Source organism: Clostridium sp. CM042 (assembly GCF_055080995.1).
The window spans coordinates 770,432-795,826 of the sequence record NZ_CM143646.1; the positions used below are offsets into that span (position 1 = coordinate 770,432).

The following is a 25,395-nucleotide window of genomic DNA, read 5'->3' on the forward strand; positions in this document are numbered from 1 at the left end:
TCCCCTACTTTCTATACTATAATAAATAGTTAATTAATATAAAAACATTGCGTCTCCAAAACTGAAGAATCTATATCTTTCTTTTACTGCCATATCATATGCACTCATAATTAAATCTTGGCCTGCAAAAGCGCTAACTAACATTATTAGTGTGGATTCTGGCAAATGAAAATTTGTTATTATTGCATCAACAATTTTGAATTTATATCCTGGATAAATAAATATATCTGTCCAGCCTGATTTTTCCTCTACTCTTCCATTATCATCTGCTATACTTTCGAGTGTTCTATTAGATGTAGTACCTACTGCAATTATTCTGCCGCCCTTCTCTTTTACTTCATTAATTACCGCTGCTGCTTCAGAACTAAGCATATAGTACTCTGAATGCATTTCATGTTCTTCTACTGTATCTGCTTTTACAGGTCTAAAAGTACCCAGTCCTATATGTAATGTTACAAATACAATTTTAACACCCTTAGCTTTAATTTGGCAGAGCAAATCTTCTGTAAAATGGAGTCCTGCAGTAGGCGCCGCTGCAGAGCCTACTTCTCTTGAAAATACAGTCTGATATCTTTCTTTATCTTCTAATTTTTCAGTTATGTATGGTGGTAGTGGCATCTCTCCGAGTTTATCTAAGACTTCTTCAAAAATTCCTTTGAATTCAAATTCCACTATTCTACTTCCACCCTCAGAAACGCTCATGATCGTTGCCTTTAGCTCTCCATTCCCAAAAACAAACCTAGTTCCAGTCTTTGCTTTTTTACCCGGTTTAACTAAGGTTTCCCAATGGTTAACATCTATTCTCTTTAGGAGCAGGAATTCCATTTTACCTCCTGTTTCCTCTTTCATTCCTAGAAGCCTTGCTGGTAATACTCTAGTATCATTTAGTACTAAGCAATCTCCGGGATTTAAATACTCTATTATATTTTTGAACTGTTTGTGCTGTACTTCTTTATCTGTTTTATTGACTACCATAAGCCTTGACTCATCCCTTTTTTCAACTGGATGTTGAGCAATAAGTTCCTTTGGTAAGTCAAAATAAAAATCCTTTACTTTCAAAAAACTACACCCTTTCTTTAGCAAAAATCATTTAAACTTCATCATCAAATACTGTGAATTGTTTTAGATTTTTATGCTTATTTGGCTTTTTAAAAGGCCTATTCAAATGTTGATAAGCCTTTTTAGAAGCCATTCTCCCCCTTGGGGTTCTTATTATGAATCCTTTTTGAATTAAATAAGGTTCATAGACATCTTGTAGCGTTCCTAATTCTTCTCCTATAAAATATGATAAGGTCTCTATGCCTACCGGTCCCCCATTAAAATTATCTATAATCGCTTCAAGCATTTTATTATCTATTCTATCAAAGCCTTCGTCATCTATTTCAAGAAGTTCACAAGCAGACTTCGCTAAATTCAAATCAATAATTCCATTACCCTTAACATCACAATAATCGCGAACCCTCTTAAGCAAACGATTAGCAATTCTCGGAGTACCTCTTGAACGTCTTGCAACTTCAATTGCAGCATCTTCCGTAATATCTACCTTTAAAATAGATGAAGAACGAATTACTATTTCTTTTAACTCACCTTGCGTATAATATTCCATGGCACTTAGCACACCAAATCTATCACGAAGAGGTGCTGTTAATAGTCCAATCCTAGTAGTTGCCCCAATAAGTGTGAACTTAGGCAGATCTAGTCTTATAGATTTTGCTGAAGCTCCTTTTCCAATTACAATATCTAAAACATAATCCTCCATAGCAGGATATAGTATTTCTTCGACAGCTCTATTAAGTCTATGTATTTCATCAATAAAAATAACATCATAATCGCTCAAACTAGTCAAAATAGCTGCCAAATCCCCTGCTCTTTCAATCGCTGGCCCGGAGGTTACTTTTAAGTTACCCTTCATTTCCTTTGCAATAATGTTGGCAAGCGTTGTCTTGCCAAGCCCAGGAGGACCATATAAAAGCACATGATCAAGAGCTTCTTCCCTATTTTGAGCTGCTTTAATAAATATATTTAATTTTTCTTTAATCTTTGGTTGACCAATATACTCTCTAAGTTTTTGTGGTCTTAGCGAATATTCTGCGTCCATATCTTCTTCAATGACCGATGAAGTAATAATTCTTTCCTCAATATCATCCATAGTGTACTCCCACCTTAGTTCATCAAATATTTCAAACAATCTTTAATCATATTTTCAAGTGATTGTTCTTTACTTATAGCTTTTAATGCTTTTTCCGCTTCCTTTTCAGAATATCCAAGGGAAATAAGCGCTCCTAAAACCTCTATAAGTTTTCTATCATCTTCTAAACTACTACCTGAAATTTGTGATAAAGTGTTAGCTGTTGACTGTTCAATATGAATTTTTTCTCTGAGCTCTAGAATTATTCTTTGAGCAATTTTCTTGCCTATTCCAGGTGCCCGTATTAAAGTTTTTTCATCTCCCGATACAATCGCATATTTTAAATTTGTAACACTGCAAATAGAAAGTAATGATAAGCCGGCTTTTGACCCAACCCCATTTATACTAATTACAAGGCTAAACATCTCTATCTCATCTTTTGTTAGAAATCCGTATAGTCCAATAAAATCTTCTCTAACAATCTGTTTTATATATAATAATACATGCTCGTTAGTTTTGGGCATCTTTGCCATAGTACTTCCAGAGGTATATATTTTATAACCCATGCCATTATTATCTACTACAATATAGTCCTTACTAATGCCTACAAAAATCCCCTTTATATATTCGTACATAATATTTCCTCCTTGATGCTTTCGTCGAAGATATAAATTATTAATCTTTATCTTCTCATTTTTATAAAGGCTACATAACACTTTACCACCTAAACAGTATTAATTCAATAATTAAGATGCATGAAAATAAATATTAAGTAAAAAAACCTTAAGAAATACATTTTTCTTAAGGTTTTTTTACATATTTTTTTATTTCACATTAGGATTTTAAGACTTTAATAAACCCCTAGCATAATCAAAAGCCTTTTCGGGAGTTTTAAATTCTCCTTTTTCATATTCTTCGCTTTCTTCCACATCCTTACTACCATCACCGTCTTCACTATTTTTTCTACCGCGAATTAGGTCATCTACCAACCCATCTTTTTCTTTCAAATCACCTATCTTGACATATTGTAATTCCCCTTTGTCTCGAGCCTCAAAGTCATATTTCTGCTGTTTACCATTTGCTATATAAACATTTGAATTAAATAGTTTATGAGCTGTTATGTCTCCATTTTCATCTGTTTTATAAATTGTTACAAGGTCCTCATATACTCCCAAAAAATACCTATTAGCTTTGTAACTGTACCTATTACTATTATTAACAAAAACTATTTCATCATTACTCATACTAAAAACTGTGTAACCTTGGTTTTCAAAAAATTCATTAAGTTCTGCTTTTGTTTTTTTATTTAGAACATCAGACCCATTAAATTGTTTTTCAAGCACCCTATTTCTAACTTCATTATCTTTATATCTAATCTTAAACATAAATTTTGTATCCTGAGATACCCTAACCAATTTAGTATTCACGGACGTTTGCATTAAATTATTTTTGTCATTATCATTAATGCCTTTCGCAGTGAATTTTAAATATGGCAATTTGCCACAAGCTTCAAGCTTTAAATCATTTTTATTCATATAGTGATTAAGAGAATAGTTAGCACCAACGAAAGTTATTAATATTATTGTAAATATTGAATATAAAATTTTTCTGTTTTTCATATTACCACTCCTTATTTGGAATTATGTCCATATAGGGGGGTATTCATTCAATTGATTGAAAAATATAACATAAATATCAATTTCCTATAATTATGAAGAAATATAGAGTTGCCTTTGATACTTGGTTCAGAGATGTTATATCTAATTGTTCCAATACACGAAAAGAAACAGGTACATGGATTACAAATGAAATGATTGAAGCTTACTGCAAGCTTCATGAACTCGACTATGCCCATTGCGTGGAAACCTGGCACAAAGATAAGTTAGTTGGTGGATTATACGGCATAAGTATGGGGAAATGTTTTTTTAGTGTATCAATGTTTTCAACTATGGATAATGCCTCTAAGGTAGTCTTTATTACTCTAGGCAAGTCATTGGGATAAAAAGGATTCACTATGATTTACTGTCAGGTTCATACAACGCATTAACCCTTTGAAATTGCGCTTTTAAGTTACACAAATCCTTAAATTATCCAAGTTCTAAAACTTCTTACAAACAGAAACACTGAAACATGGAAACGCATTGACAAACGCCAAGGATTATAATATTATTAAATAAATATTGCTTAGGTACTTTTGTCACCGGATAAATGTATTGAAATCATAAGCGTTAGGAATTCATGCCGTTAGGTCTTAGGGTATGAATCGCCTAATGCTTTTTTTGTTAGGAGGATTATAGTATGAAAACAAAAACTGATACAAGCATTAATAAATTATTTTTCAAATATGTATTGTTAAATGTAATCAGCATGATAGGGCTGTCTTTCTACATAATGGCAGATACGGTTTTTGTATCAAGAAATATGGGTAATAACGGTTTAACTGCATTGAATTTAGTATTGCCTATTTATAGTCTTGTGAATGGTATCGGTTTAATGCTCGGCATGGGAGGTGCCATAAGGTATTCCATTCTCTGCAGCGATGGAAATTTTAAAAATGCGAGCAAGACCTTTACGCAAACCATCTATTTGGCTCTTGCCTTCGGGTTCCTGTTTACGGCAGTCGGAGCATTCTTCTCTGGTGATATTGCGAGACTGCTAGGTGCTGATGCAGAGGTTATGCCAATGGCAAGTTCATACCTAAGAACAATACTACTATTTTCCTGTGCTTTTATGGTAAACACTGTGATTGTTTGTTTTGTACGGAATGATAACAATCCTAAGCTCTCGATGATTGCCATGCTTGCAGGAAGCCTTGGCAATGTCATTCTTGATTATATTTTTATCTTTCACATGAACCTTGGTATGTTCGGCGCCGCATTTGCGACAAGTCTTGCCCCTATCATAAGTATTGGTATACTGTCTGTCCACCTTATACAGAAGAAAAACCATTTTAAATTAGTAAAAACATCATTACAAAAGAAGTATGTTAAAAAAATATTTTCGCTCGGATTACCGTCTTTGTTCACAGAGGTATCTTCGGGACTCATTATGCTTTTGTTCAATTTTGAAATTTTAAATCTTATCGGAAACATCGGCGTTGCAGCATATGGAATTATCGCTAACCTTGCTTTAATTGTTATCGCTGTTTTTACTGGTATTGCACAGGGTATACAACCCATTTTGAGTATAAATTTCGGTACAGGAAATAAAGACAACATAAAGAAAGTATTCAGATACGCTGTGATACTTTCATTTTGTATTGGCTTCGCTTTCTATATTGCGGGGTTGGTTTACCCAAATGTTATTATCCAATTGTTTAACAAGGAGCATAATGCAGCGCTTGCTGATATGGCGACACCAGGTATAAGGCTGTATTTTATTTCCCTCTTCTTCATGGGTTTTAATATTCTAACGTCTTCATTTTTTGCTTCTATTAATCAACCTGCAAAAGCATTTACCGTTTCTCTTACAAGAGGTTTTGTTACTGTTATCCCTTTGATTTTCATTCTTCCGCATTTTCTGCAAATGACAGGAGTTTGGTTAACTATTCCGTGTGCAGAAGTGATTACCTTATTATTGAGCTTATTCCTTATAAAGAATTATCTCAAAGATGCCATTTCTATGCATCCGCCAATTTGACATATTATCACGCTCCATTCGATAGCTTTTATTACAAAAATAAAAGCTATCAAAAATATATAATGTACACTATAGATTCGGAAGCTAAAAAAAGCGAACGTCACCCTGCGAGCTATACAGGACGCCGTTCATAATATAATAGCGCGGTTTTTTGTTATGAAATAAATCAATACTATTCTTAATAGTATGCTACCATCTTATCTTTGGTAAAAAATACTAAGTAAAATATTCAATTATTGCCCGCTTAAAATTATTATTTATAAGTTCTGAGATATAATTTTTAATATCCTCGCTGTCTGGTTTTTTATAGACATATTTGAATTTTCCATACGGCCCCCATTTCAATTGCCTTTTTTCTTCATTCAGATCAAGTTTAGTATTTTTAAATCGTTGAACTATCAAATCCTTTGCCGCTTTAGTAAATCTATGTTGAATAAGTTCAAAACTTACTTCCTCACTATAATCACCTAGTGCTATTTTTAGTGTTTCAAATAACTCCTTATATTCTTCCCGCCAATTATCATATATCATAATAGGTGCAATTATGAATCCTATTGGATACCCACCAGCAGCAATTTTTTTAACTGCGTCTATTCTTTCATGAAAACTACAAGTATTGTGTTCGAAATTATCTATTACATAACGCGAATTTAAAGTAAATCTGAATTTTGTGTGCTTGTTATATTTTAGCTTTAAAAATGGATCAACATCGTCAAATTTAGTTACAAGCCTCAATCTACCATTGGAACTTTCCCCAAAGAACTCTATGCATCTTTTTAAGTTACCACTTAAGTGTTCAAGCGCAATGGGATCTGTTATACTTGCGCATTCAAAGGTCGTAATATTCGGCATATTATCCTCTATATAAGTTTGTATAATCTCTAAAATTTCTTCAATATTCATAAAAATCTTCATGAAAGGTTTTTCACCTTGAGTAGTCTGAAGATAGCAATATTCACAATTTGCAGGGCATGAACTTGATAGTGAAAATTGATAGTCAGCAGATGGCCTGCAACTTACTAATTTTTTTTTACCATTTATAGTAAAAAGAATAATCTTTTTTGACATTGCATAGTTTTTTTCAGATGATCCACAATCTATTACCACCCTTTTAGAATTAACTATGGGTACCTTTAATTTTTCTAAGTATTCTATAACTTTTTTGGCGGCATCATATTTCAGAACTTTAGGATCTATATATGCAACGTCCGGTATAAACAACTCCATTATCCTCACCTCACAAGTATTATTTTATTAAAAAAAGTTATTTATAAATCTCAGATCCTTTATAGTCTTCCTTATTTCTTACTTATTATCACTTATAAACACACAATAATTATTATACCTACTGATTCCACAATAACACCGTGATTTTATATTTACCAATGAAACTAAAATATAGGGATAATGGTATAGTAAATATATACCATTATCCCCATATTTCAGTGCTTTTACCAACTTAATTTTTTTATCTAGTGTTGTATTTATTGATCACCTTTTTTTTTAATTTTTTTCCCAGGGTTTCTCCTATAAATCTATCAATCATTTCTTCCTTAGTAGCTTTACCTTCTACAAATATGTTAAATTTCTTACACAGCTTGCCTAGGTCCCCTTTACTTATATCACAAGTTTTAATAAAGTTTTTTGCAGTTTTAACACTAGTCATAGCTATTATACGTTTATACATTTCATCATTAGTCATGGATGCACCTCAAATTTCTTATTTATCGAATACATTATAACATCTTAAATAACATCAATAAATCATTTCTAATTAAATTAATAAGTTTTTTTTAAAAAGTTTTCTAAAAATCAAATATTAATGATATTTACCCATTATTTTATTTTTTATTATCATGCAAGACTTGATCAATTACCATTGCTAAGGTAAAAGCATAATTTTCTCCAAATAAAAATTTATTCTTATATATTTTATTATACATTGTAAATGTAGTTCCATTAGTTACTAATCATATTTTAATTTCAATAAAACTAAAGAAGTTCGAATGGAGTCTATTGTTAATTTTTTTCATATATACTTATATTAAAATGGAGCAAAGTTGAAAGCTTTGAGGTATCATTAGCTTTTTCTCTCATAGCATTATCAATAGTCCAATAGTAAGGAGTCATTGCAATAAGACTCTTTATATCTTCACCATTTCCCACGTCGATATTGTACTTAACTTCCATACTCTGATTTAACTTAAATCCCTCAAATGTTGTTACTTTTTCCTCATGTTTTCTAGCATTTACATATAATATTTCTTTTAATCCATATAAATGTTGAACCCCAGGCGTTATAACAATTAGCTTGCCTTTATCCTTTAGAACCCTATTAAGCTCAGTCTCATCTGACGGTGCAAAATTTCTTATAATGATATCTATAGTGTTTGGCATTATGGGTAGGTTAAAATTACTACCTACTATAAATTTTATTTCTTTATCTCTCTTAGTTGCATAAGTAACTGCAGCTTTTGAAATATCTACGCCATAAAAATTAACTTCTTTATTTTGAGTGTAGCTAGCTTCTTTTCTATATATGGCTTCCTTTAACCTGCATAAAAAATATCCTTCTCCACACCCAGCATCAAGTATATTTATATTATTTCCACTTATATTTGATATTATTACATCATTTAATTTATCAGAAAAAGTGTGATAATACCCTTTATTTAAAAAGTCTCTACGTCCTTCCATCATTTCTTTGCTGTCACCAGGATCTTTTGTTTTCTTTTGATTAGCAAGCAAAAGGTTAATATGTCCTTTACTTGCTATATCATAACTATGATTATTTAAACATAGATATTGTTTTTCATACTTTTTTAAACTTAAATTGCATACGGGACATTTTAATATAGATTCATTATTTTCTATTGTCACAAAAACACTGCCTTTCTTTAATTTTCTTTAATTTTCTTTAATTTTGGAATTGTTTTTTCACTAAACTCTACTCCTATTGAATCTAATATAAATATAAATATTGGTATTCCAAGGAGTAGCCCCCAAATTCCCATAAAATGCTCTGATACTATCAATGTTACAAAAGTAAAAAACATTGGAAGATTAGTGGTATCAGACATAAGCTTTGGGTTTAAAATAAATATCATAAATGCAAGAGCGAATAATTGAGGGAATCCCATTATCGCCAGTCCGATCACTGATACTACTATATATAAAAAAATTAAAACTCCACTCTCCAAAATTAGTTACAAAAATCATAATACTTCGAATACCTGATTTAGCATAACTTGCAATGTTAATTTGATCAAATATTGGTATATATTTGACTGCTAGAAGAACTACTCTCATTTATCTTCTTTTATTGGTTGTTTTTGAAAATTCGTTTAAATACTATTTTGATTTTTCGCTATAATAAATTATTTTTGGGCTATTTCATTATATCAAATTGTTTAACTTATTTCTATTAATTACTATGCACTAAAATTTTAAATTTCATAATACACGAAGAATAAGAAAAATGGTGTATAATATATATACTAATAAGAAAGTTTGGTGATGATAATAAATGAAACCCGTAATTATGTTTGTAACTGAATGGTGTCCATATTGTAAAAAAGCACTTGCTTGGATGGACGCTATAAAAAAACAAAATCCAGAATACGCTGGTATTGATATTAAAATAATTGATGAAGAGCTTCAACCGGATATAGCAAAACAATATACTTACTATTATGTACCTACCTACTATGTTGACGGAGTTAAAGTTCATGAAGGCGTTGCCTCTAAAAATATTATTCTTGGTATATTTGAAAAGGCATTAAAATAATTTTAGTAAACTAAAAATGTAAGAAGATAATTTAAAATTATCTCCTTACATTTTTTTAATTTCATGTATATCTTTTTAATTGCGGGATATACTATTATTGTAGTCGACAAACAAACATTAAACTTATAAAAGGGAGATGTTAGTTATGTTAATTTATAAATTACCTGTAATTTTAAGCGTAGGCAGTGTTGCTAGGGCTAAAAATGGGGACTACTAAGTAATTCCGTATGAAAATTAAAATACGGAATAATAAATCCATATTTTAATATGGATTAGTAAAGCCAATGATTATTTTATATAATCATTGGCTTTATGTTTTTTATCTTGTTGATCTAAAATTTTTAGGTTGTTGATTTCCACCATGATTTCTTCCATTTCTCCTAGCATAGCCTGTTTGTTGAGGCTTTCTTGTTGAAGGTTTATTTGCCTTATCATTACTTGCTACTACAGGTTCATTACTTGCAGGATAAGGATGATTTTCTATTACTGGTATTGATTTTGATATAACCTTTTGAATATCCTTAAGAAAAGGTTTTTCTTCTTCATCACAAAATGAAAGTGCAACTCCACCAAGTCCTGCCCTACCAGTTCTTCCTATTCTATGAACATAAGTCTCTGGTACATTTGGCAAATCAAAATTGATTACATGAGATAATTCATCAACATCAATACCTCTCGCTGCTATATCTGTTGCAACTAACACTCTTGTGATGCCCGTCTTAAAATTATTTAAAGCAAGTTGCCTAGCCCCCTGAGATTTATTACCATGAATAGCTTGTGCTTCTATTCCTACATTGTTAAGGTCTTTAGTGATTTTATTTGCACCATGTTTTGTTCTTGAAAATACCAAGGCAGAGACTATGGACTTATCTTTTAGCAAATGAATAAGTAGCGGTTTCTTATCTTTTTTATCCACAAAATATACTGATTGTTCAATAAGCTCAATGGTAGATGAAACAGGTGTCACTGCTACTTTTACTGGATCCACAAGAATAGAATCCACTAGCTTTAAAATTTCTTGCGGCATAGTTGCTGAAAATAACATAGTTTGTCTAATTTTAGGTAGTTGCGCTATGATTTTTTTTACGTCACGCAAAAATCCCATATCAAGCATACGGTCTGCCTCATCAAGTACAAACATTTCCACATTGTGTATGTTAATGTATTTCTGTTGCATTAAATCGAGTAGTCTACCAGTAGTGGCAATTAAAATATCCACTCCATCTTTTAAAGCATCAGTTTGTTTTTTTTGTGATACGCCCCCAAAAATAACTGCACTAGTAAGATTCATGTGTTTACCATAGGCTGTAAAACTTTCTCCAATTTGAATTGCTAGTTCCCTAGTAGGTGCGAGTATTAAGGCCTTTATATTTTTAGGTCCCTTTATAACTTTTTGTCTCCCACAAAGAATTTGAAGTATAGGAATAGCAAAAGCTGCTGTCTTTCCAGTTCCTGTCTGAGCACAGCCTAGAACGTCTTTTCCTTCCAATATAGTAGGAATTGCAGCTTCTTGTATAGGCGTAGGTTCCAGATAACCTTCAGTTTTTAAAGCCTTGTTTATTGGCGTAATAAGATTTAAGTCTTCGAATAACATTTTTTTCTCCTTTGGAAGTGGCTGTCTTTAACTTTAAATGTCACAAATCACTGATATCCTGTTATGAATTTTCCCGAAAATTGGAAACAACAACTTTCTTACATGATTATATTGCATCTAAGAAACCACCCTTTTATTAGTGATATGAGCATATTTAGGCTGATTTTTCTTCATTTAGCTCCGACTTTGTAGGTCTATGATGTATAAATAAATATGTTTCTTTTATATCAACTTCAATCTTATAACTGTTTTAATTCAACTGTTCGTTGCACTCATATTTTTTTATTATAACATATTTCGACTCTTGTTGCTATTCTTCTAATTTTCATAAATAAATGTGAATATAAATGTTGATTTGCCACAAACTATAGCTATAAATTTTTTTTACAAAAGGAGACATTTATATGAATGAAAACTTTAATTACCCTATGAGCGTACCTGAGCAAAAACAAGATAAACAACCAGGATTGGAAACACTTATGAATCCAAGACCTATTTTTGAAACTTCAAATTGCATAGGCTCTGGAAAATTAATGAATAAAGTTGCTTTAATTACAGGTGGTGATAGTGGCATTGGAAAAGCAGTTGCTCTCGCATATGCCAGAGAAGGAGCTGACATAGCCATAGTATATCTTGATGAGCATGAAGATGCAGAAGAGACAAAAAAACTTATTGAAGCAAAGGGTAGAAAGTGTATTTTAATTACCGGCGATATAGGAGACGATATTTTTTGCAATAATGCTGTAAACAAAATAATAAAAGAATTGGGTAAATTAGATATTCTTGTGAACAATGCCGGGGAGCAACATCCCCAAAATAGCATTGAAGATATTACAAAGCAGCAACTAGAGAAAACTTTTAAAACAAATATTTTTGCCATGTTTTATATGGTTAAAGCTGCATTACCCCATTTAATAGAAGGCGCTACTATTATAAATACTTCATCAGTTACAGCCTACAAAGGACATGAAACTTTAATTGATTACTCCTCAACTAAGGGAGCAATAGTTACCTTTACTCGTTCTTTATCCCTCTCCCTAGCAAGTAGAAAAATAAGAGTTAATGCAGTGGCTCCAGGCCCCATATGGACGCCTCTTATACCATCTTCCTTCAGTGCAAGCGAGGTTGGTGAATTTGGGAGCAACACTCCTATGGGAAGGCCAGGTCAACCCGTAGAACTCGCTGAAACTTATGTATTTTTAGCTTCCGAAGGTGCTTCATTTATAAGTGGTGAAACTATTCATGTAAATGGTGGTAATATCATAAATGGTTAATACCTGCATCATCCAGGTTACAAGTGGCATGTTTCTTATCGTAACTAAATAGAAAAATACAAAATAGGCATCAATTTTTTGAGGCCTATTTTGTTCGCTTTGTGGTACCGTTATTTCTACTTCTCTCCTTTTGAAATTTTTTAAAAACTTATAATTATTTTATTTTTATTGGAAATAGCTTCACTTAATTTGTTAATATATCCACACATATAATAATAGTACATCGGCAAATATATATACCAATAGTATTATTAATAAGTAATCTGATCCTTATATATTTCTTAAAAATCTCTTAAAATAATTTATTTTTTTTAAGGAGGAGGATATTATCAAAATCAAAATTTTTACTCTCACGCTTTTTATTAGTTTGCTTCTTAATATTTGCAATATGACAATAGCCTCAGCTAGTAATTTTACTTTTACAGATCAAAACACTGATAAGTATAACATAATAATGAAGCAAGACCTACTCTGCCTAATGATAGCTTATCCTGAATATATTACAAATATTGAAGAAAATAATGGACGCGTATATTTAATAATGAAGTCTGGAAAAAAGATATGCTATGACGACAAGAAAGAGAAAAATTCACAAGAAAAACTATCAAACCCAGATCTTCAAGACACGTTAGATCAAATTTATCCCCTTTCTGCTGTTAAAAGCATTATGGAGTCTAACTTTGATCCTGGTCGCTCTCGGTCCTATGATTTATTATCAGAAGTTTATGGCACTTCAAAAAAGGCTGTAGAATCCAAACTTACAGAAGTCAAAGTAGGTTATAGCAATTTTCAATTCAATAATAGTAGTAGTGCAGCCGATTCACTGCAAGCTGTTATGAGTGAGCTAATTCCTATGTCAGAAAGAAACCAAAATGTAAGAAGATGTCTTCTTCCCTGTAGTGGCACTTTTAATTATCGTGTAATTGCAGGTACAAATCGATTAAGTCCTCATTCTTTTGGTATTGCTATTGATCTTGCTAGTGACAAAAGTGATTATTGGAAATGGGCCTCTAAAGATGCAGGTGAAAACAGATTATCCTCATATCCGAACGAGCTTGTAAAAATTTTTGAAAATAATGGCTTTGTTTGGGGTGGTAAATGGTCACACTTTGATATCTTACATTTCGAGTATAGACCTGAAATCATTTTAAAAGCTCGCTATTTTACAGGCAATGTAGGTTCAAAAAATGCTTGGTATGAAGGTGCACCATGGCAACAAGTGCCTATAAAAAATGCAATTGATAGAATCAATGCATTAATAAAATAATAGGAGTATAATATTATGAATTTTTGTAAAATTAAAAAATTACAATTATCTAAAAGTAGATTATTTATATTTATCATACTTCTTTTATTAATACAGTTATGTAGCAATAGTTACACATATGCTATTACGGATGATTCAAAAAAGAAGTTACTAGTTGTATAGATCAAATTTATCAAAAAAGAAATAAAGCCATACTTATCGGTGATTTAGAATTAATACAGTCACTTTATAATATGGACACAAAATACGGAACTTGGGCATATGAATATGAAAAAAGAAAAATGGAGTATATTAACAATTGGGCAGAGAAACAAGGAGTTAAGTTTACACATATTATACCAACTGTAATTGTAAAAAACATTAAAGGTAGCGATAATAATTTTTCAGTTTATCTATTATGTTCAACAGAATATAAATATGTATATGAAAATCAGCCCGGACTAGAAAATACGTCTAGAATTGGAACCTATCACAATTTACAACTTATGAGTAAAGATGGTTCTTGGGTAATTTCTAAAGAGTGGTATAAAGATCCATTTGCAAATTCTTTAACCTTAGATAATATTAAGGCAGATTCTATAAAAAAATTTATACTATCTCAAAGCGCACGAGATTTATCTACAATAGATAAAAGAAGAGTAAATGCTGTAGAATATGCTGATAAATATTGTGGGGCTGCAAGTACCGCAGAATATGACTACAAGTATAACAAAAAATATAGAAATTATAATCCTGAACGTGGCGATTGTGCAAACTTTGCATCACAAATTCTTTTAGAAGGAAGCAAATTTAAAAAAAATCCTGCTTGGAACTACGACAAAAATGGAGCAACAAGATCTTGGCTAAATGCGGATGGTTTTAAAAGCGATAAAAACATTAAATTTTGGTTAGTTAGAGTTCATTATTAACAAAACATTAAAACAATAAACTATAAGGAGGTAAATAATTATGAAAACTGAAGAACAAATTAAATCAGAAGTTACTAGGCAGGTTATTGACAGTATGAAAACAACTTTAAATGAAGAATTAACTGAGGTAGAGAAGGAGTTTGAGGAAACTTATAAAAGCAAGCTTGAGCAAGAAATTCAATATACATTAGAACTTTCAGAGACAGGTCTTCAACACAATTCGACCAAAAACATAAAAGTAGAAAACAAAAAACTAATACAGCAATTAGATAATATAAGAAGTGAAAAGGCTAAAGTTGAGAGCAAATTAAAGACACTAAATGAATTCGAAAATTTATAATTCCCCAGAAAGAATCGCCGTGGCATGGTTAAGTTGACTTATTCTTTTCAATATAGTATCATTTAGTTTGATAAATAAATATTACATTACGCATAATATGTATATTTTAGTATAGATAAGGAGAATTAACTTACCATGAATATTTCTACTAAAGGAAGATACGGTTTAAGGGCAATGGCTGATATAGCTGTGCATTCATTTGGAGACTATATACCCTTAAAGATTATCGCTGAAAGGCAGTCTATCTCAGAAAATTATCTAGAACAAGTTTTCTCAGTACTTAGAAAGGCTAATCTTGTAAAAAGTGCAAGAGGCTCCCAGGGTGGTTATACCCTATCAAAAGAAGCATCAAAAATCACAGTAGGTGAAGTTTTAAGAACCCTTGAAGGTGATTTAGATATTACTGGAGATGATGGTGGCGCCTTAGGTGTTGATAAAACCATAAAAGTTTGTATAAACACTCTAGTATGGCAAGAGGTTAATGAACAAATCAATAAAGTAATGGATTCAGTAACGCTACAAGATCTTGTAGAAAAATATAAAAGTCTAAATGATGAGTATATCTTAGACTTTATAATATAAATGAAGAATAACAGCACTTGTGTAATCCAGGTGCTGTTATTCTTCATTTATTTTCATTAACATAAAAAAATACCTTGCTTGATTCTATTCCCATAAATCTTCAGTTAATTTTTCAATTTCTCTTATTCTTTTTTCAGTTTCCATTATATCAATAGTGATTATACCATTATCAATATTAAGTACGTCTCCTTCTTTAGCGCTATGAGGTAATTTAATCCTTTTAATATCAATCATAGTTCTATCTTCTTTTTCACATACTGCATAACAGCCAACAAATCTATCTATTATTATTTTGATACAATCAACTCCTTAGCGAGGTGCCCCACAAACGCTACATGGTTCATATCCAGCTTTTGCATTATCCAAACTTATAGGTATTTTACTTTTCTTTAAGTATCTACAACCATCACTGTGATACTTTTCACCTGATTCAGTAATATATACTGTAATGCTCTTATTTTGAGTTGCTATTACTTTTTTCTCAGGGGATGGATTAACCACAGGGGGCTTAACTATGGTTGATGATGCTTTATTGACTACATTAGTTGACGAACTACTTGTCTTATTAGCAGATGCTCCAGTGCCCTTATAAGCGTAACTTCCTGGTTTAACATTAAAAGTTATATCCTTACCATTACTAGTTGCAATAATTGTTCCGGACTCATCAGTTCTATACACAGAAATATTCTTTGCCTTAAGTCTATCCATGGTTCCCTTATGAGGATGACCATAACTATTATCCACTCCAACACTTACAACTGCATATTTGGGACTAACTTTATCTAAAAACTCTTGTGTTGTTGAACTATCACTACCATGGTGGCTTATTTTAAGCACATCTGATTTAAGGTCAAATCCCTTTGATAACATTTCCTTTTCCGATATATCTTCTCCATCTCCAGTAAATAAGAATGAACTACTCCCAAAGTTTACTTTAATAACTATAGACTCATTATTAATATCTTCGTAACCACTTCCATTAGGAGCTAATATAGTACATGTAGCCTCTCCTAACTTAAAACTATCTCCTGGCATTGGCGCTGTAGCTTTTAGTCCTTTATTTTTAATTGCATTAATTACATCTTCAAAGGTTTTGGTTGTTGCAGTTCTTTTAGGCATGTATATTTTACCTACTTGAAAACTGTTTATTACGTAATCTAATCCGCCTATATGATCCTCGTGAGGATGTGTTCCTATTATGAAATTTAATTTAGTAATCCCTTGATCCGTCATGTATTTTTTTATTAGAGCACTATCAGGGTTATTTCCTGCATCTATTAACATAGAGTTTGAGCCTTGTTGCAATAAAATACTATCTGCTTGACCAACATCAATGTAGTGTACTTTTAGCTCCCCTTTAGCTTCAAATTTAATTTTCGATTTAGAATTAGCATTTAATTTCGCTTTTGCAGCTGCATCAAATTTAATTTCAGAATCAGCCTTTTCTTTTGTATCTGATTCTTTTTTAATCTCTACTGCAATTTTTTCATTCTTTTGTGAAACTACTTTGTTAGATATAACTTGTGTTGTTGCACTTGCAGTTTTATTTTTAGATGCTGAATCATCTAATTTTACACCCATGGTAAATATTATTATACCCACTATGAGCATTAATACCGCTGTTTTATTTATATGTTTTCCAAAACTTGCAATAGCAAATATTATAATTGGAATAGAGGTCACTATTAAAAATGAAGAAATGCCATTTATTAATATGCACAAACAAAATAGATAGTATATTATTGCAACTATTTTCTTCCATTTTTTCTCTGTTCTAAAACCTGGTATATATTTCAAAATATCTTTCATTAATTTTATTCCCCTTTTTAGTCTTAATAATACAAATGATATAAATATATTTAACTTTATTCGCATTTCAGCTTCATAGAAATAACAATGAAAATTAAGCATGTCCAATTTATACTACTAATTTTAATGATAATGCATTACAAACCAATTTACAACATATAATGCTAATTTTAGCCAAATCAAAGCAAAAACACCTTAGTGTATTGATAATTAATCAATACACTAAGGTGTTATACTATCATGAAACAATTTTATTCGAATATCTATTGTACTAATTTATTATCCTATAATATATTTGTGATTTTTTTCATATATTTTGTTTCTTCTTCATCTTCAATTAGTTTTTTCGCTTTATCATTTTTCTTGTTATTATCAATTTTATCTTTGATACTTTTTTCTAAATCAAATAAGTATGACCAGTCTTCTTCATTTATATTTTTTGGTCTATCCATCTGTAATTTATTACATTTTAAAATTCCATTAATCAATTGTAGTTTTTCTTTATATTCTTCTCTCTTTTCGTCAATCTCAATTTTACCCTTTAAATCTAATACTATTATTTTAAAATCAATATCTTTAATCCAAACAGGTTTTTCCTTTTTAATTAGTTCTTTCGGATTATTAGTATAACAAAGTATTTTAAAGGCAAGTAATTCTAATCTATATGCTTCATGCTTTAATTCATAAATTTTTTCGTCTTCCAAATATTCTAGTGGATGATTATTTATAAATTCAATCGGAGACTTTACAGAATATAATTTACTTGATAAATTTTGTAAATACAACTCTTTTAAAAAATTATAATAATCCAACCACTTATCTTCTGCCATTCCATTTTGTTTTTTTTCTTTTAGTAAATCCAGTATTTTATCTGTATTAAAATAGTATTGACTAGCATTGTATTTTTTTAATAATATAAATACATCAAAAATTTTATTTTGTATTATATTCCATATATCTTGCTTAATATTTTGAGGTTTATTCAAACCCAAAAGCACCGAAAAATCATTGTAATAATTTATTTCCAAAACTATTTTTTTGATTTGTTCCTCTAATACCTCTGTAGATTTTTTCAATATATAATCCCATTCATTGTTATTAATATAAGATGGCTTATTATTATTCAAAAATTTATAGCAGGTACTAAATTCAAGCTCTCTAATATTTCTAGGATTTTTGTTTTCTCCTACAAATTCATCTATAGCGACTTTACGAATATTTAACCATTTTTGTCTTGATACATAAATAGGTTTCCTTTTTTCTAATATTTTCTTACTTTCATAATATGCCTTACGTTCTAAATCATTAATTAACATATTTTTTAAGAAATTATTAAAATTCTTCATCTTATCCACCTCGTATATAATTATTTTTTATCCGTTTTTATATATCCATATTATATCATAATTTACATAATATTTTATAATTATGAAAAATTTGGTTAACTAATTTATCGACTTTCTTAATAAACCTGATATTTTTGCAAATTAAAAGACAAAAGTAGTATTTATCCTACTCTAATCGTGTTAAATCATCTCCTGCGGAGCTGCAATATTAATGACTTCAGAAGGAGATTTATACTCACATAAAAGTTTTCTATTTGTTAGGGCATGTAACTCCCACTTATTGAAGTGGGAAACTTTCCTTCTGAAATGTCGTTAAAACTATATAATAAATAAAAAAAGAAATCATATATTACCATCCTTTTTGCACGACAAAAAAGAAGCTCATCTCTAAGCTCCCCTATTATTCTACGGGTAATCTTACCCTTAGCTACTTACCCTCAATACTTTTCATACCTTTCTCAATTTCTTGGTTTATTTTATCAGCTTGTATTTGAGTAATTACACGATTTTTTACTAATGTACTTAATCTATTAATACTACCTTTAACTTGTGACACATTCTTTGTTACTTCTTCCATTACTTTATCTGACTGAGTTTGTGTTATTGTCTTAGCCGTAACTAATCCTTTAAGAGTGTCAGAATAAATTGTTTTTGTTGCTGTTGGAAGGATAGCTTTTGTAGTATTATTAGTCGGCGACTTCATGGAATTACAAGCAGTAAATAGCAGAATAGATATACTAATTATAATAAATGTTGAAGCAATTTTTACATTCTTCATTTTTACACACCATCCTAAAATTATTTGTTCTTTATATTATTAGGATAATTGAATGAAAATATACTATTTTTGCAACTATACAAATTTATATTATATTTACCACCATATTTTTCTGTAAAATAAAAAACCACCTCCAATAACAGATACATTGTATATCTATTATGGAAAGTGGTTAAATTCAGTATATCATTGTCTTAAATTTTCTACGGTAGCATGTATGTCATTATACAAACATCTAAATTTCTGATGATTGCCCGCAAACCATCTATCCCTCAAATTCCTCAGGGTACTCTGCATTGTGGTAGACATCCTGCACGTCGTCATCCCCTTCAAGCGCATCTATAAGTCTTTGCACTTTACCGGCGCCTTCTAGGCTAATAGGTATCATGTTATCTGGTATCATTGTAACCTCTGCAGAAGCAAATTCAAAACCCGCTGTTTCTAACACTTCTCTTACTTCTCCGAAAGTTTCTACAGCTGTAATTATTTCAAACATTTCCTCTTCTGCATTAAAATCTTCTGCACCCGCTTCTAATGCTACCATCATGATTTCATCTTCATCCATAGTTTCAGTTCTTTCTATGATGATCTGTCCTTTTTTAGCAAACATCCAGCTTACGCATCCAGATGCTCCCATGTTTCCACCATGTCTATCAAAAGCATGCCTTACAGTTGCCACACTTCTATTTTTCTTATCTGTTAGCGTATTAACTACTATAGCAACGCCTTCTGCTCCATAGCCTTCATAAACTATTTCTTCATAGTTTACGCCTTCAAGCTCTCCGGCACCTTTTTTTATTGCTCTAGTTATTGTATCTAGAGACATATTATTAGATTTAGCTTTCGCAACTACATCTCTAAGATGAGCATTAACGTCTAAATTAGACCCACCATTTTTAGCTGCCATTATTATTTCTTTACCTAATTTTGTGAATACCTTACCTCTTATAACATCAATCTTACCTTTTTTCTGTTGTATGTTATGCCATTTTGAATGTCCTGACATTTGATATCCCCCCCAACTAACTATTTTTTATGTGAAATATTTCTAACCGAACCTAATAAATAGCAATACTTCTATGAATTAGTTATAAGTACATTACATTTCCATTATATCATAGAAATAAAACACTTTTCAAATAAAAAAGAAAAGTATATATACTTTTCTTACATGTCGTTAAATGATAGAGTTTATAATTTCACTATCATATAATCTATGTTCTAATTTGAAGTACATTTTTGGATCTTCTTCATAAAATAAAGCTTTTCCTGAGGTAACCTGGGTTATTTCTGACCTTAATTTTTCTAGATTACTAAACTGACAAAGTATTTTAATCCTCACCTTGTCAGTATACTCTACGTTCTCTATATAAAAATTTTCTTTAGAACATACATGTTGTATCTTACCTAGTAAATCGTATTCAATTAGTATTTCTATTGAAATACCTTCAACCTTTTCCACTACCCCTGCATCTTTAATAGCAAGTGATGCACCTTTCGAATATGCCCTTGCAAGGCCTCCAGTGCCTAGAAGAATTCCTCCAAAATATCTGGTAACTACCACTGCTACATCTGTAATATCACTTTTTTTCAAAACTTCTAGCATAGGAATTCCTCCCGTACCTTGAGGCTCTCCATCGTCACTATACCTTTGTATCCCTCTATTTTCGCCAATTATATAGGCATAAACATTGTGTCTTGCTTGTTTGTGGTTATTTTTAACCGTTTGGATAAACTCCTTAGCCGCGTCTTCGCTTTCAACTCTTTTTCCATGTCCAATAAAAATTGATTTTTTCTCTTTAAATTCAGCGATTGATTCATCTTTTATTGTAAAGTAACTCATTTCAATTCTCCCAACTATTACTAAATATTCTAAATAAAAATTTAAGCTCCCACTATAATTTCTATTTATATTTGCTCCATTAGCAATAAAAACCTCTCAGCAGCATCAATTATGTATTTTTTTTCTGTGTTGTCATATATGTTTTTTATTTTTGTAATAGCTTTTTCACTTTTTATTTTACCTAGAGATTTTATTGCATAGCTTATTACTTGTGGATTCTCATCCTCTAAGGCTCTAAGTAATGCTCCTTCAGCTCTTGCATCTCCCATTTTACCCATAGCTGAAACTGCCATTCTCCGTACATTTAAGAATTTATGCACGGAAGCCTTGATTAAAATGTTTAAACAAGATTTTTCTTTTAATTCACCTAAGATCCAAACTGCGACTTCTTTATCTTTAGGGTGCATCTCCACATAACTCGTTTTTATTAGCTGCGTTAATTTATATTTATTATCCTCTTCCAATGAATTCAAGAAATAAATTTTATCCTCTTTTCCTGCTTTAGCAATACTCTTAAAAAGCTCATCAGTATCATTGCTATTCACTAAAAATCTATATTTTATTTTACCATCTATGATATGTTTTTGCACAATGGCATTATCCAAGTTTCTAATTTTACATATGGCTTCCATAGTTTTCCCTTCCAAAAACAAGAAATAAGATATTTCTTCGTTGGAATATTTACTAATGCACAACCAATCAATGTCCACTAATCCCTTTTTCAAAAGCTCCTCTCCTTACCTTTTAGCCATTTTTCTACTTTCCTCTTAATATCTCTGAAATAATTTTAATTCCTTCTTCTATTTCTGATTTCCTTATTTCTGAAAAACTTAATCTAAAGTAATCATTACCTTCTTTAGCATTTTTATAAAATAAAACCCCTGGCGATATTAGAACTTTTCTATTCTTACACAAATAAAACAATTCCATGGAATTAATCTTCAAACCAGCAGCTATCTTAAAATAAAAATGAATTCCCCCTCCAGGGGTATAGCAACTAGCCTTTGCACACATGTTTTTTTCTATACAAGTTATCATAAAATTATATTTGTCCTTATAAGCCATATTTAGACGACTTATATGTTCTTTCCAAAGATCTTTATTTATATATAAATCTAAAGCACGTTGCATAAGACTTGAAGTTGATATATCTGTGTTAATTTTGGAATTTTGAATATGCTCCTTGCATTTCTCTGGTGATATCATGTATCCGAGCCTTATTCCTGGAAGAAATATCTTTGAAAAGCTCTTTATATAAATAACTCTATCATTTATGTCTAAGCTCATAAAACTCTTATATTTCTTTTGGTCATATATTAGTTCAGATAAATAATCGTCTTCAACGATATAAAAATCATATAACTCTGCGAGTTCTAATATCCTTAGCTTTTTTTCCAAACTATAGGTGGCCCCTGTAGGATTTTGAAAATAACTCATGGCATAAAAACATTTTATCCTATTCTTTTTTAGTATCTCTTCAAATTGGAATAAATCCACGCCATCCTCTAGCATATCAACTTCAAATATATTCGCCCTTCTCCATTTAAAAACCGTTAGAGCTCCACCATAGGTTGGCTTTTCTACAACAACATTATCATGAATATTTATTATAGATTTTGAAACTATATCAATCCCCTGTTGCGCACCTGAAAGGATCAATATATCTTCAGAATTCACCTGATTATTCCAAAAAAAACTACTTATACTATTTCTAAGTCCCTCATACCCCAATGATTCCTTATAGGCAAAAGCCTCCGTGCCATCTCTATCTAATACCTCATTTAATACGTCTTTAAAGACTGCTACAGGGAAATATTCGCTACTGGTAATTTCTCCTGTAAAATCTATATATTTTTTCAGGTCTTGACCAGAGATTTTTTTTAAGGTATTAGAATATTCCTTTTTAAACTTAATGTTTGTATCTCTTCTTTTAGCATAAGTTCCACTCCCCATCTTTTGATACGCATAGCCCTCAGCTTCAAGTTTTTTATAGGCACTAACTACGGTAACATCATTAACTACCAATAGTTTTGATAATTTCCTTATTGAGGGTAATTTTTCACCGTCGTCAATCATATTTTCATCAATCATTTTTTTTATATGCTTTGATATTTCTATATACTTAGGAATTTCGGAGCTAAATTTAATTTCATACTTATGCATATCTCCACCTATTTATCCCCCAAATATTAAACAAAGTAAACATTTTGCTTAAATAAGATTTTGTCCTTGTTTATCTTAAAATCTCTAATTTCCTTTTTAATAATATTTCTTTCCCATAGTTTATTAAGCAATTCTTCCATTTCTATATCAAAATCCTTAAACAAATCCTCCGCCATAATTTCCTCAGCGCTTAAAAACTTATCTTTTTCTCTCAGATAGTTTAAAAGCAAGCTACAATTACTCTTAATACTTGAATTTATGCTTTCTTCTAAAAATGTCATAGTTTCTTGAATTGTCTCGGCTGTATTTGATTTTTCAAAAAACAATTTATCAACGCAAAGTTTAAAGTTTGCATTTAAATTAAGTGCCATAGTCATAACATCCTTACTAATCATATATCCCGATGAGTTAACAAATAATCTTGAATACTTCTCTATACATCTTATAGCAGTACTATAAGATGTATATATACCGTCGCTGGATAAATATTTTTTACATACTCCAATATCTTTTAAGAGTTTTCCTAGAAAACACATTCCCCAACGTTCTCTATCTACATCAGGAAAAAATCTACCACCGTCATACCTTACTGTTATATCCATATCTTTTGAAAATATTAATCTTGAAGATGAGAAAATTCTATGTATATATCCACCCTTTAGATTATCAGAATAAATTTGTATGAATTTCTCCTTACCCATAAGTTTAATATGGACAGAAACACCCTCTTCTTCAGTATATATCTCCCTAATTTTATCAAAATCCTCCTTTACAATTACGAAAAGATCAATATCTGATTCTTCCCATAAATCACCTGTTACCATACTTCCGAAAACCATTACTGATAAAACAGATTCATCAATCTTTATTCTATCTACTACGCTATTAAAAGCTTTTTGATATTTCAAAATAGTTTTTGTCATTCCCTTCCCTCCCCCAAATTTTTATGTGCCTTATTAATTTTAAAATGTGTTTAAGTATCTTAAAAAGCGAAATCCCTAAATGAATATTTTATTAACTTTAATTCGCTCATAAAAATCACAATTACTGCACTGATATATATGAACACAAAACTGATCTTTGTCATCAATCTCCATATTAGCAGTATAATCATCATAAAATTCTTGTATTATCCCTTTATCGTTCATTATAGCACTACATTTTTCACAATTACAAATATTCCTTTCTAAATTATTGCAAACTGGACATATTTTTTTCATGATGTTACCTCCAAATTCATTATCATATCTATTTTTACCCATTTTTATTATAATAATCTTCATATAAAAAAGAAAAGTAAATAATTTTCTAATAAAAAAATAAAGAGAATCAAGTTTAATATTAATAACCCTGTTCTCTTTATCATTATGAAAATCATTTACAATCGTACTTTGATAATTTCAGCATGTTATCAACTTTACATCTCAATACTTTAATTAAATCTTCAGAAGTTTCATTAACTTCTTCAGCTAAACCTAGAGCATTTTTTATTTTTGAACTGCGTCCAAAATTTGTATTTGACATATTACTTGCAGCAGTTGAAAAATCAAGAGATGCAAGGCCTAAATCATATAGAGTGTCTATTAAAGGTCTTACATCATTTTCAAAATAAGCCCTTGCTTTAAAATCTAGTTGTAACCTATCTAATTCGAATCTTAAAACATTTATATTTACAACCTTATCTGCCAATGATTTAACATCAAAATTATTAGATGTGTCGCAGGTATCAGATAATGGTCGTGTAGCATATTCAGCATCATTGAGCTCCTTATTTTGTTCATTAATATCATCTATAATTTTTTTAATTTGAGTATTTACATCATACTGATTTTTTTTGTTTTGTCTCTTTTCATTATCTGGCTTTGATTCTTCTTCTCCCATATCTACTCCTAAATTCTTTGATAAATGCTACAGACCTAATATTAAATTATATAAGA

Annotated in this window: 28 protein-coding genes and 1 pseudogene; 9 read left to right on the plus strand and 20 right to left on the minus strand. The window is 30.6% G+C overall.

The genetic code is table 11. The features are described 5' to 3' along the window. Window positions 1–33 precede the first annotated feature (33 nt). The 4 genes from queA to ACWJJ7_RS03675 form a co-directional block, all read right to left on the minus strand. The gene (queA, locus tag ACWJJ7_RS03660) at window positions 34–1,059 is read right to left on the minus strand and encodes a tRNA preQ1(34) S-adenosylmethionine ribosyltransferase-isomerase QueA (protein ID WP_462963988.1); all 1,026 of its coding nucleotides are present in this window, start codon (window positions 1,057–1,059) and stop codon (window positions 34–36) included. A 31-nt stretch (window positions 1,060–1,090) separates the two neighbouring features. Continuing rightward, entirely contained in the window at window positions 1,091–2,140 is a 1,050-nt protein-coding gene (gene ruvB / locus ACWJJ7_RS03665) for a Holliday junction branch migration DNA helicase RuvB (RefSeq protein WP_462964934.1), read from the minus strand. Between the two features lie 23 nt (window positions 2,141–2,163). After that, complete coding sequence (ruvA, locus tag ACWJJ7_RS03670; protein ID WP_462963989.1) at window positions 2,164–2,763, minus strand: Holliday junction branch migration protein RuvA; 600 nt, start codon at window positions 2,761–2,763, stop codon at window positions 2,164–2,166. Window positions 2,764–2,970: 207 nt separating this feature from the next. After that, complete coding sequence (locus ACWJJ7_RS03675) at window positions 2,971–3,747, minus strand: hypothetical protein (RefSeq protein ID WP_462963990.1); 777 nt, start codon at window positions 3,745–3,747, stop codon at window positions 2,971–2,973. 92 nt (window positions 3,748–3,839) lie between these two features. Here ACWJJ7_RS03675 and ACWJJ7_RS03680 point away from each other — a divergent pair, with 92 nt between their 5' ends. Both ACWJJ7_RS03680 and ACWJJ7_RS03685 read left to right on the plus strand, forming a co-directional pair. Beyond that, the gene (locus ACWJJ7_RS03680; protein ID WP_462963991.1) at window positions 3,840–4,130 is read left to right on the plus strand and encodes a leucyl/phenylalanyl-tRNA--protein transferase; all 291 of its coding nucleotides are present in this window, start codon (window positions 3,840–3,842) and stop codon (window positions 4,128–4,130) included. A gap of 296 nt (window positions 4,131–4,426) precedes the next feature. Next, entirely contained in the window at window positions 4,427–5,767 is a 1,341-nt protein-coding gene (locus ACWJJ7_RS03685) for an MATE family efflux transporter (RefSeq protein WP_462963992.1), read from the plus strand. Between the two features lie 216 nt (window positions 5,768–5,983). On the opposite strand, the gene splB is transcribed toward ACWJJ7_RS03685, so the two are convergent. The 4 genes from splB to ACWJJ7_RS03705 all read right to left on the minus strand — a co-directional run bounded on the left by splB (window position 5,984) and on the right by ACWJJ7_RS03705 (window position 8,925). After that, window positions 5,984–6,994: a spore photoproduct lyase gene (gene splB, locus ACWJJ7_RS03690; protein WP_462963993.1), complete on the minus strand. Its 1,011-nt coding sequence runs from the start codon at window positions 6,992–6,994 to the stop codon at window positions 5,984–5,986. A 241-nt stretch (window positions 6,995–7,235) separates the two neighbouring features. Beyond that, window positions 7,236–7,469, minus strand: a complete 234-nt coding sequence (locus ACWJJ7_RS03695) for a hypothetical protein (protein ID WP_462963994.1) — start codon at window positions 7,467–7,469, stop codon at window positions 7,236–7,238. Window positions 7,470–7,786: 317 nt separating this feature from the next. Beyond that, the gene (locus tag ACWJJ7_RS03700; RefSeq protein WP_462963995.1) at window positions 7,787–8,647 is read right to left on the minus strand and encodes a methyltransferase domain-containing protein; all 861 of its coding nucleotides are present in this window, start codon (window positions 8,645–8,647) and stop codon (window positions 7,787–7,789) included. A 17-nt stretch (window positions 8,648–8,664) separates the two neighbouring features. Beyond that, a complete protein-coding gene (locus ACWJJ7_RS03705) occupies window positions 8,665–8,925 on the minus strand; it encodes an AI-2E family transporter (RefSeq protein WP_462963996.1) in 261 nt (86 codons plus the stop codon). 368 nt (window positions 8,926–9,293) lie between these two features. Between ACWJJ7_RS03705 and ACWJJ7_RS03710 the strand changes: the two genes are divergently transcribed. Next, entirely contained in the window at window positions 9,294–9,554 is a 261-nt protein-coding gene (locus tag ACWJJ7_RS03710; protein WP_462963997.1) for a glutaredoxin family protein, read from the plus strand. A 319-nt stretch (window positions 9,555–9,873) separates the two neighbouring features. Here the strand turns inward: ACWJJ7_RS03710 and ACWJJ7_RS03715 are convergent, their stop codons facing one another. After that, window positions 9,874–11,148 carry a DEAD/DEAH box helicase gene (locus tag ACWJJ7_RS03715; protein ID WP_462963998.1) on the minus strand — a complete coding sequence of 425 codons (1,275 nt, stop codon included), beginning with the start codon at window positions 11,146–11,148 and terminating at the stop codon, window positions 9,874–9,876. Between the two features lie 404 nt (window positions 11,149–11,552). Here ACWJJ7_RS03715 and ACWJJ7_RS03720 point away from each other — a divergent pair, with 404 nt between their 5' ends. The 6 genes and pseudogenes from ACWJJ7_RS03720 (at window position 11,553) to ACWJJ7_RS03745 (ending at window position 15,519) form a co-directional block, all read left to right on the plus strand. Further along, a complete protein-coding gene (locus ACWJJ7_RS03720) occupies window positions 11,553–12,422 on the plus strand; it encodes an SDR family oxidoreductase (protein ID WP_462963999.1) in 870 nt (289 codons plus the stop codon). A 388-nt stretch (window positions 12,423–12,810) separates the two neighbouring features. After that, window positions 12,811–13,689 carry a M15 family metallopeptidase gene (locus ACWJJ7_RS03725; RefSeq protein ID WP_462964000.1) on the plus strand — a complete coding sequence of 293 codons (879 nt, stop codon included), beginning with the start codon at window positions 12,811–12,813 and terminating at the stop codon, window positions 13,687–13,689. 15 nt (window positions 13,690–13,704) lie between these two features. Next, window positions 13,705–13,851 (plus strand): hypothetical protein, encoded by a 147-nt coding sequence (locus tag ACWJJ7_RS03730; RefSeq protein WP_462964001.1) that lies wholly within the window; start codon window positions 13,705–13,707, stop codon window positions 13,849–13,851. Further along, a pseudogene (locus ACWJJ7_RS03735) lies at window positions 13,833–14,552 on the plus strand (amidase domain-containing protein); the annotation flags it as partial. The gene ACWJJ7_RS03730 and the pseudogene ACWJJ7_RS03735, both read left to right, overlap by 19 nt. A gap of 85 nt (window positions 14,553–14,637) precedes the next feature. Further along, window positions 14,638–14,937: a hypothetical protein gene (locus ACWJJ7_RS03740; protein ID WP_462964002.1), complete on the plus strand. Its 300-nt coding sequence runs from the start codon at window positions 14,638–14,640 to the stop codon at window positions 14,935–14,937. Window positions 14,938–15,072: 135 nt separating this feature from the next. After that, window positions 15,073–15,519, plus strand: a complete 447-nt coding sequence (locus tag ACWJJ7_RS03745; protein ID WP_462964003.1) for an RrF2 family transcriptional regulator — start codon at window positions 15,073–15,075, stop codon at window positions 15,517–15,519. 84 nt (window positions 15,520–15,603) lie between these two features. Here the strand turns inward: ACWJJ7_RS03745 and ACWJJ7_RS03750 are convergent, their stop codons facing one another. The 11 genes from ACWJJ7_RS03750 to ACWJJ7_RS03800 form a co-directional block, all read right to left on the minus strand. Further along, window positions 15,604–15,816, minus strand: coding sequence for a DUF3006 domain-containing protein (locus tag ACWJJ7_RS03750; RefSeq protein WP_462964935.1), 213 nt, complete (start codon window positions 15,814–15,816; stop codon window positions 15,604–15,606). 12 nt (window positions 15,817–15,828) lie between these two features. Further along, window positions 15,829–17,328, minus strand: coding sequence for a ComEC/Rec2 family competence protein (locus ACWJJ7_RS03755; RefSeq protein ID WP_462964004.1), 1,500 nt, complete (start codon window positions 17,326–17,328; stop codon window positions 15,829–15,831). Window positions 17,329–17,612: 284 nt separating this feature from the next. Then, entirely contained in the window at window positions 17,613–18,674 is a 1,062-nt protein-coding gene (locus ACWJJ7_RS03760) for a hypothetical protein (protein WP_462964005.1), read from the minus strand. Between the two features lie 427 nt (window positions 18,675–19,101). Beyond that, on the minus strand, window positions 19,102–19,452 hold the full coding sequence (locus ACWJJ7_RS03765; RefSeq protein WP_462964006.1) for a hypothetical protein: 351 nt from the start codon (window positions 19,450–19,452) through the stop codon (window positions 19,102–19,104). Between the two features lie 265 nt (window positions 19,453–19,717). After that, on the minus strand, window positions 19,718–20,458 hold the full coding sequence (locus ACWJJ7_RS03770) for a YebC/PmpR family DNA-binding transcriptional regulator (RefSeq protein ID WP_462964007.1): 741 nt from the start codon (window positions 20,456–20,458) through the stop codon (window positions 19,718–19,720). A 171-nt stretch (window positions 20,459–20,629) separates the two neighbouring features. Beyond that, entirely contained in the window at window positions 20,630–21,295 is a 666-nt protein-coding gene (locus ACWJJ7_RS03775; protein WP_462964008.1) for a YigZ family protein, read from the minus strand. A gap of 65 nt (window positions 21,296–21,360) precedes the next feature. Beyond that, window positions 21,361–22,020 (minus strand): HEAT repeat domain-containing protein, encoded by a 660-nt coding sequence (locus tag ACWJJ7_RS03780; protein ID WP_462964009.1) that lies wholly within the window; start codon window positions 22,018–22,020, stop codon window positions 21,361–21,363. 31 nt (window positions 22,021–22,051) lie between these two features. Further along, window positions 22,052–23,458 carry a MocR-like pyridoxine biosynthesis transcription factor PdxR gene (pdxR, locus tag ACWJJ7_RS03785; RefSeq protein WP_462964010.1) on the minus strand — a complete coding sequence of 469 codons (1,407 nt, stop codon included), beginning with the start codon at window positions 23,456–23,458 and terminating at the stop codon, window positions 22,052–22,054. A gap of 26 nt (window positions 23,459–23,484) precedes the next feature. Then, the gene (locus tag ACWJJ7_RS03790) at window positions 23,485–24,381 is read right to left on the minus strand and encodes a nucleotidyltransferase domain-containing protein (protein WP_462964011.1); all 897 of its coding nucleotides are present in this window, start codon (window positions 24,379–24,381) and stop codon (window positions 23,485–23,487) included. A 75-nt stretch (window positions 24,382–24,456) separates the two neighbouring features. Then, the gene (locus ACWJJ7_RS03795; RefSeq protein ID WP_165413405.1) at window positions 24,457–24,678 is read right to left on the minus strand and encodes a hypothetical protein; all 222 of its coding nucleotides are present in this window, start codon (window positions 24,676–24,678) and stop codon (window positions 24,457–24,459) included. Window positions 24,679–24,832: 154 nt separating this feature from the next. Then, entirely contained in the window at window positions 24,833–25,339 is a 507-nt protein-coding gene (locus ACWJJ7_RS03800; RefSeq protein WP_462964012.1) for a hypothetical protein, read from the minus strand. Window positions 25,340–25,395: the final 56 nt, after the last annotated feature.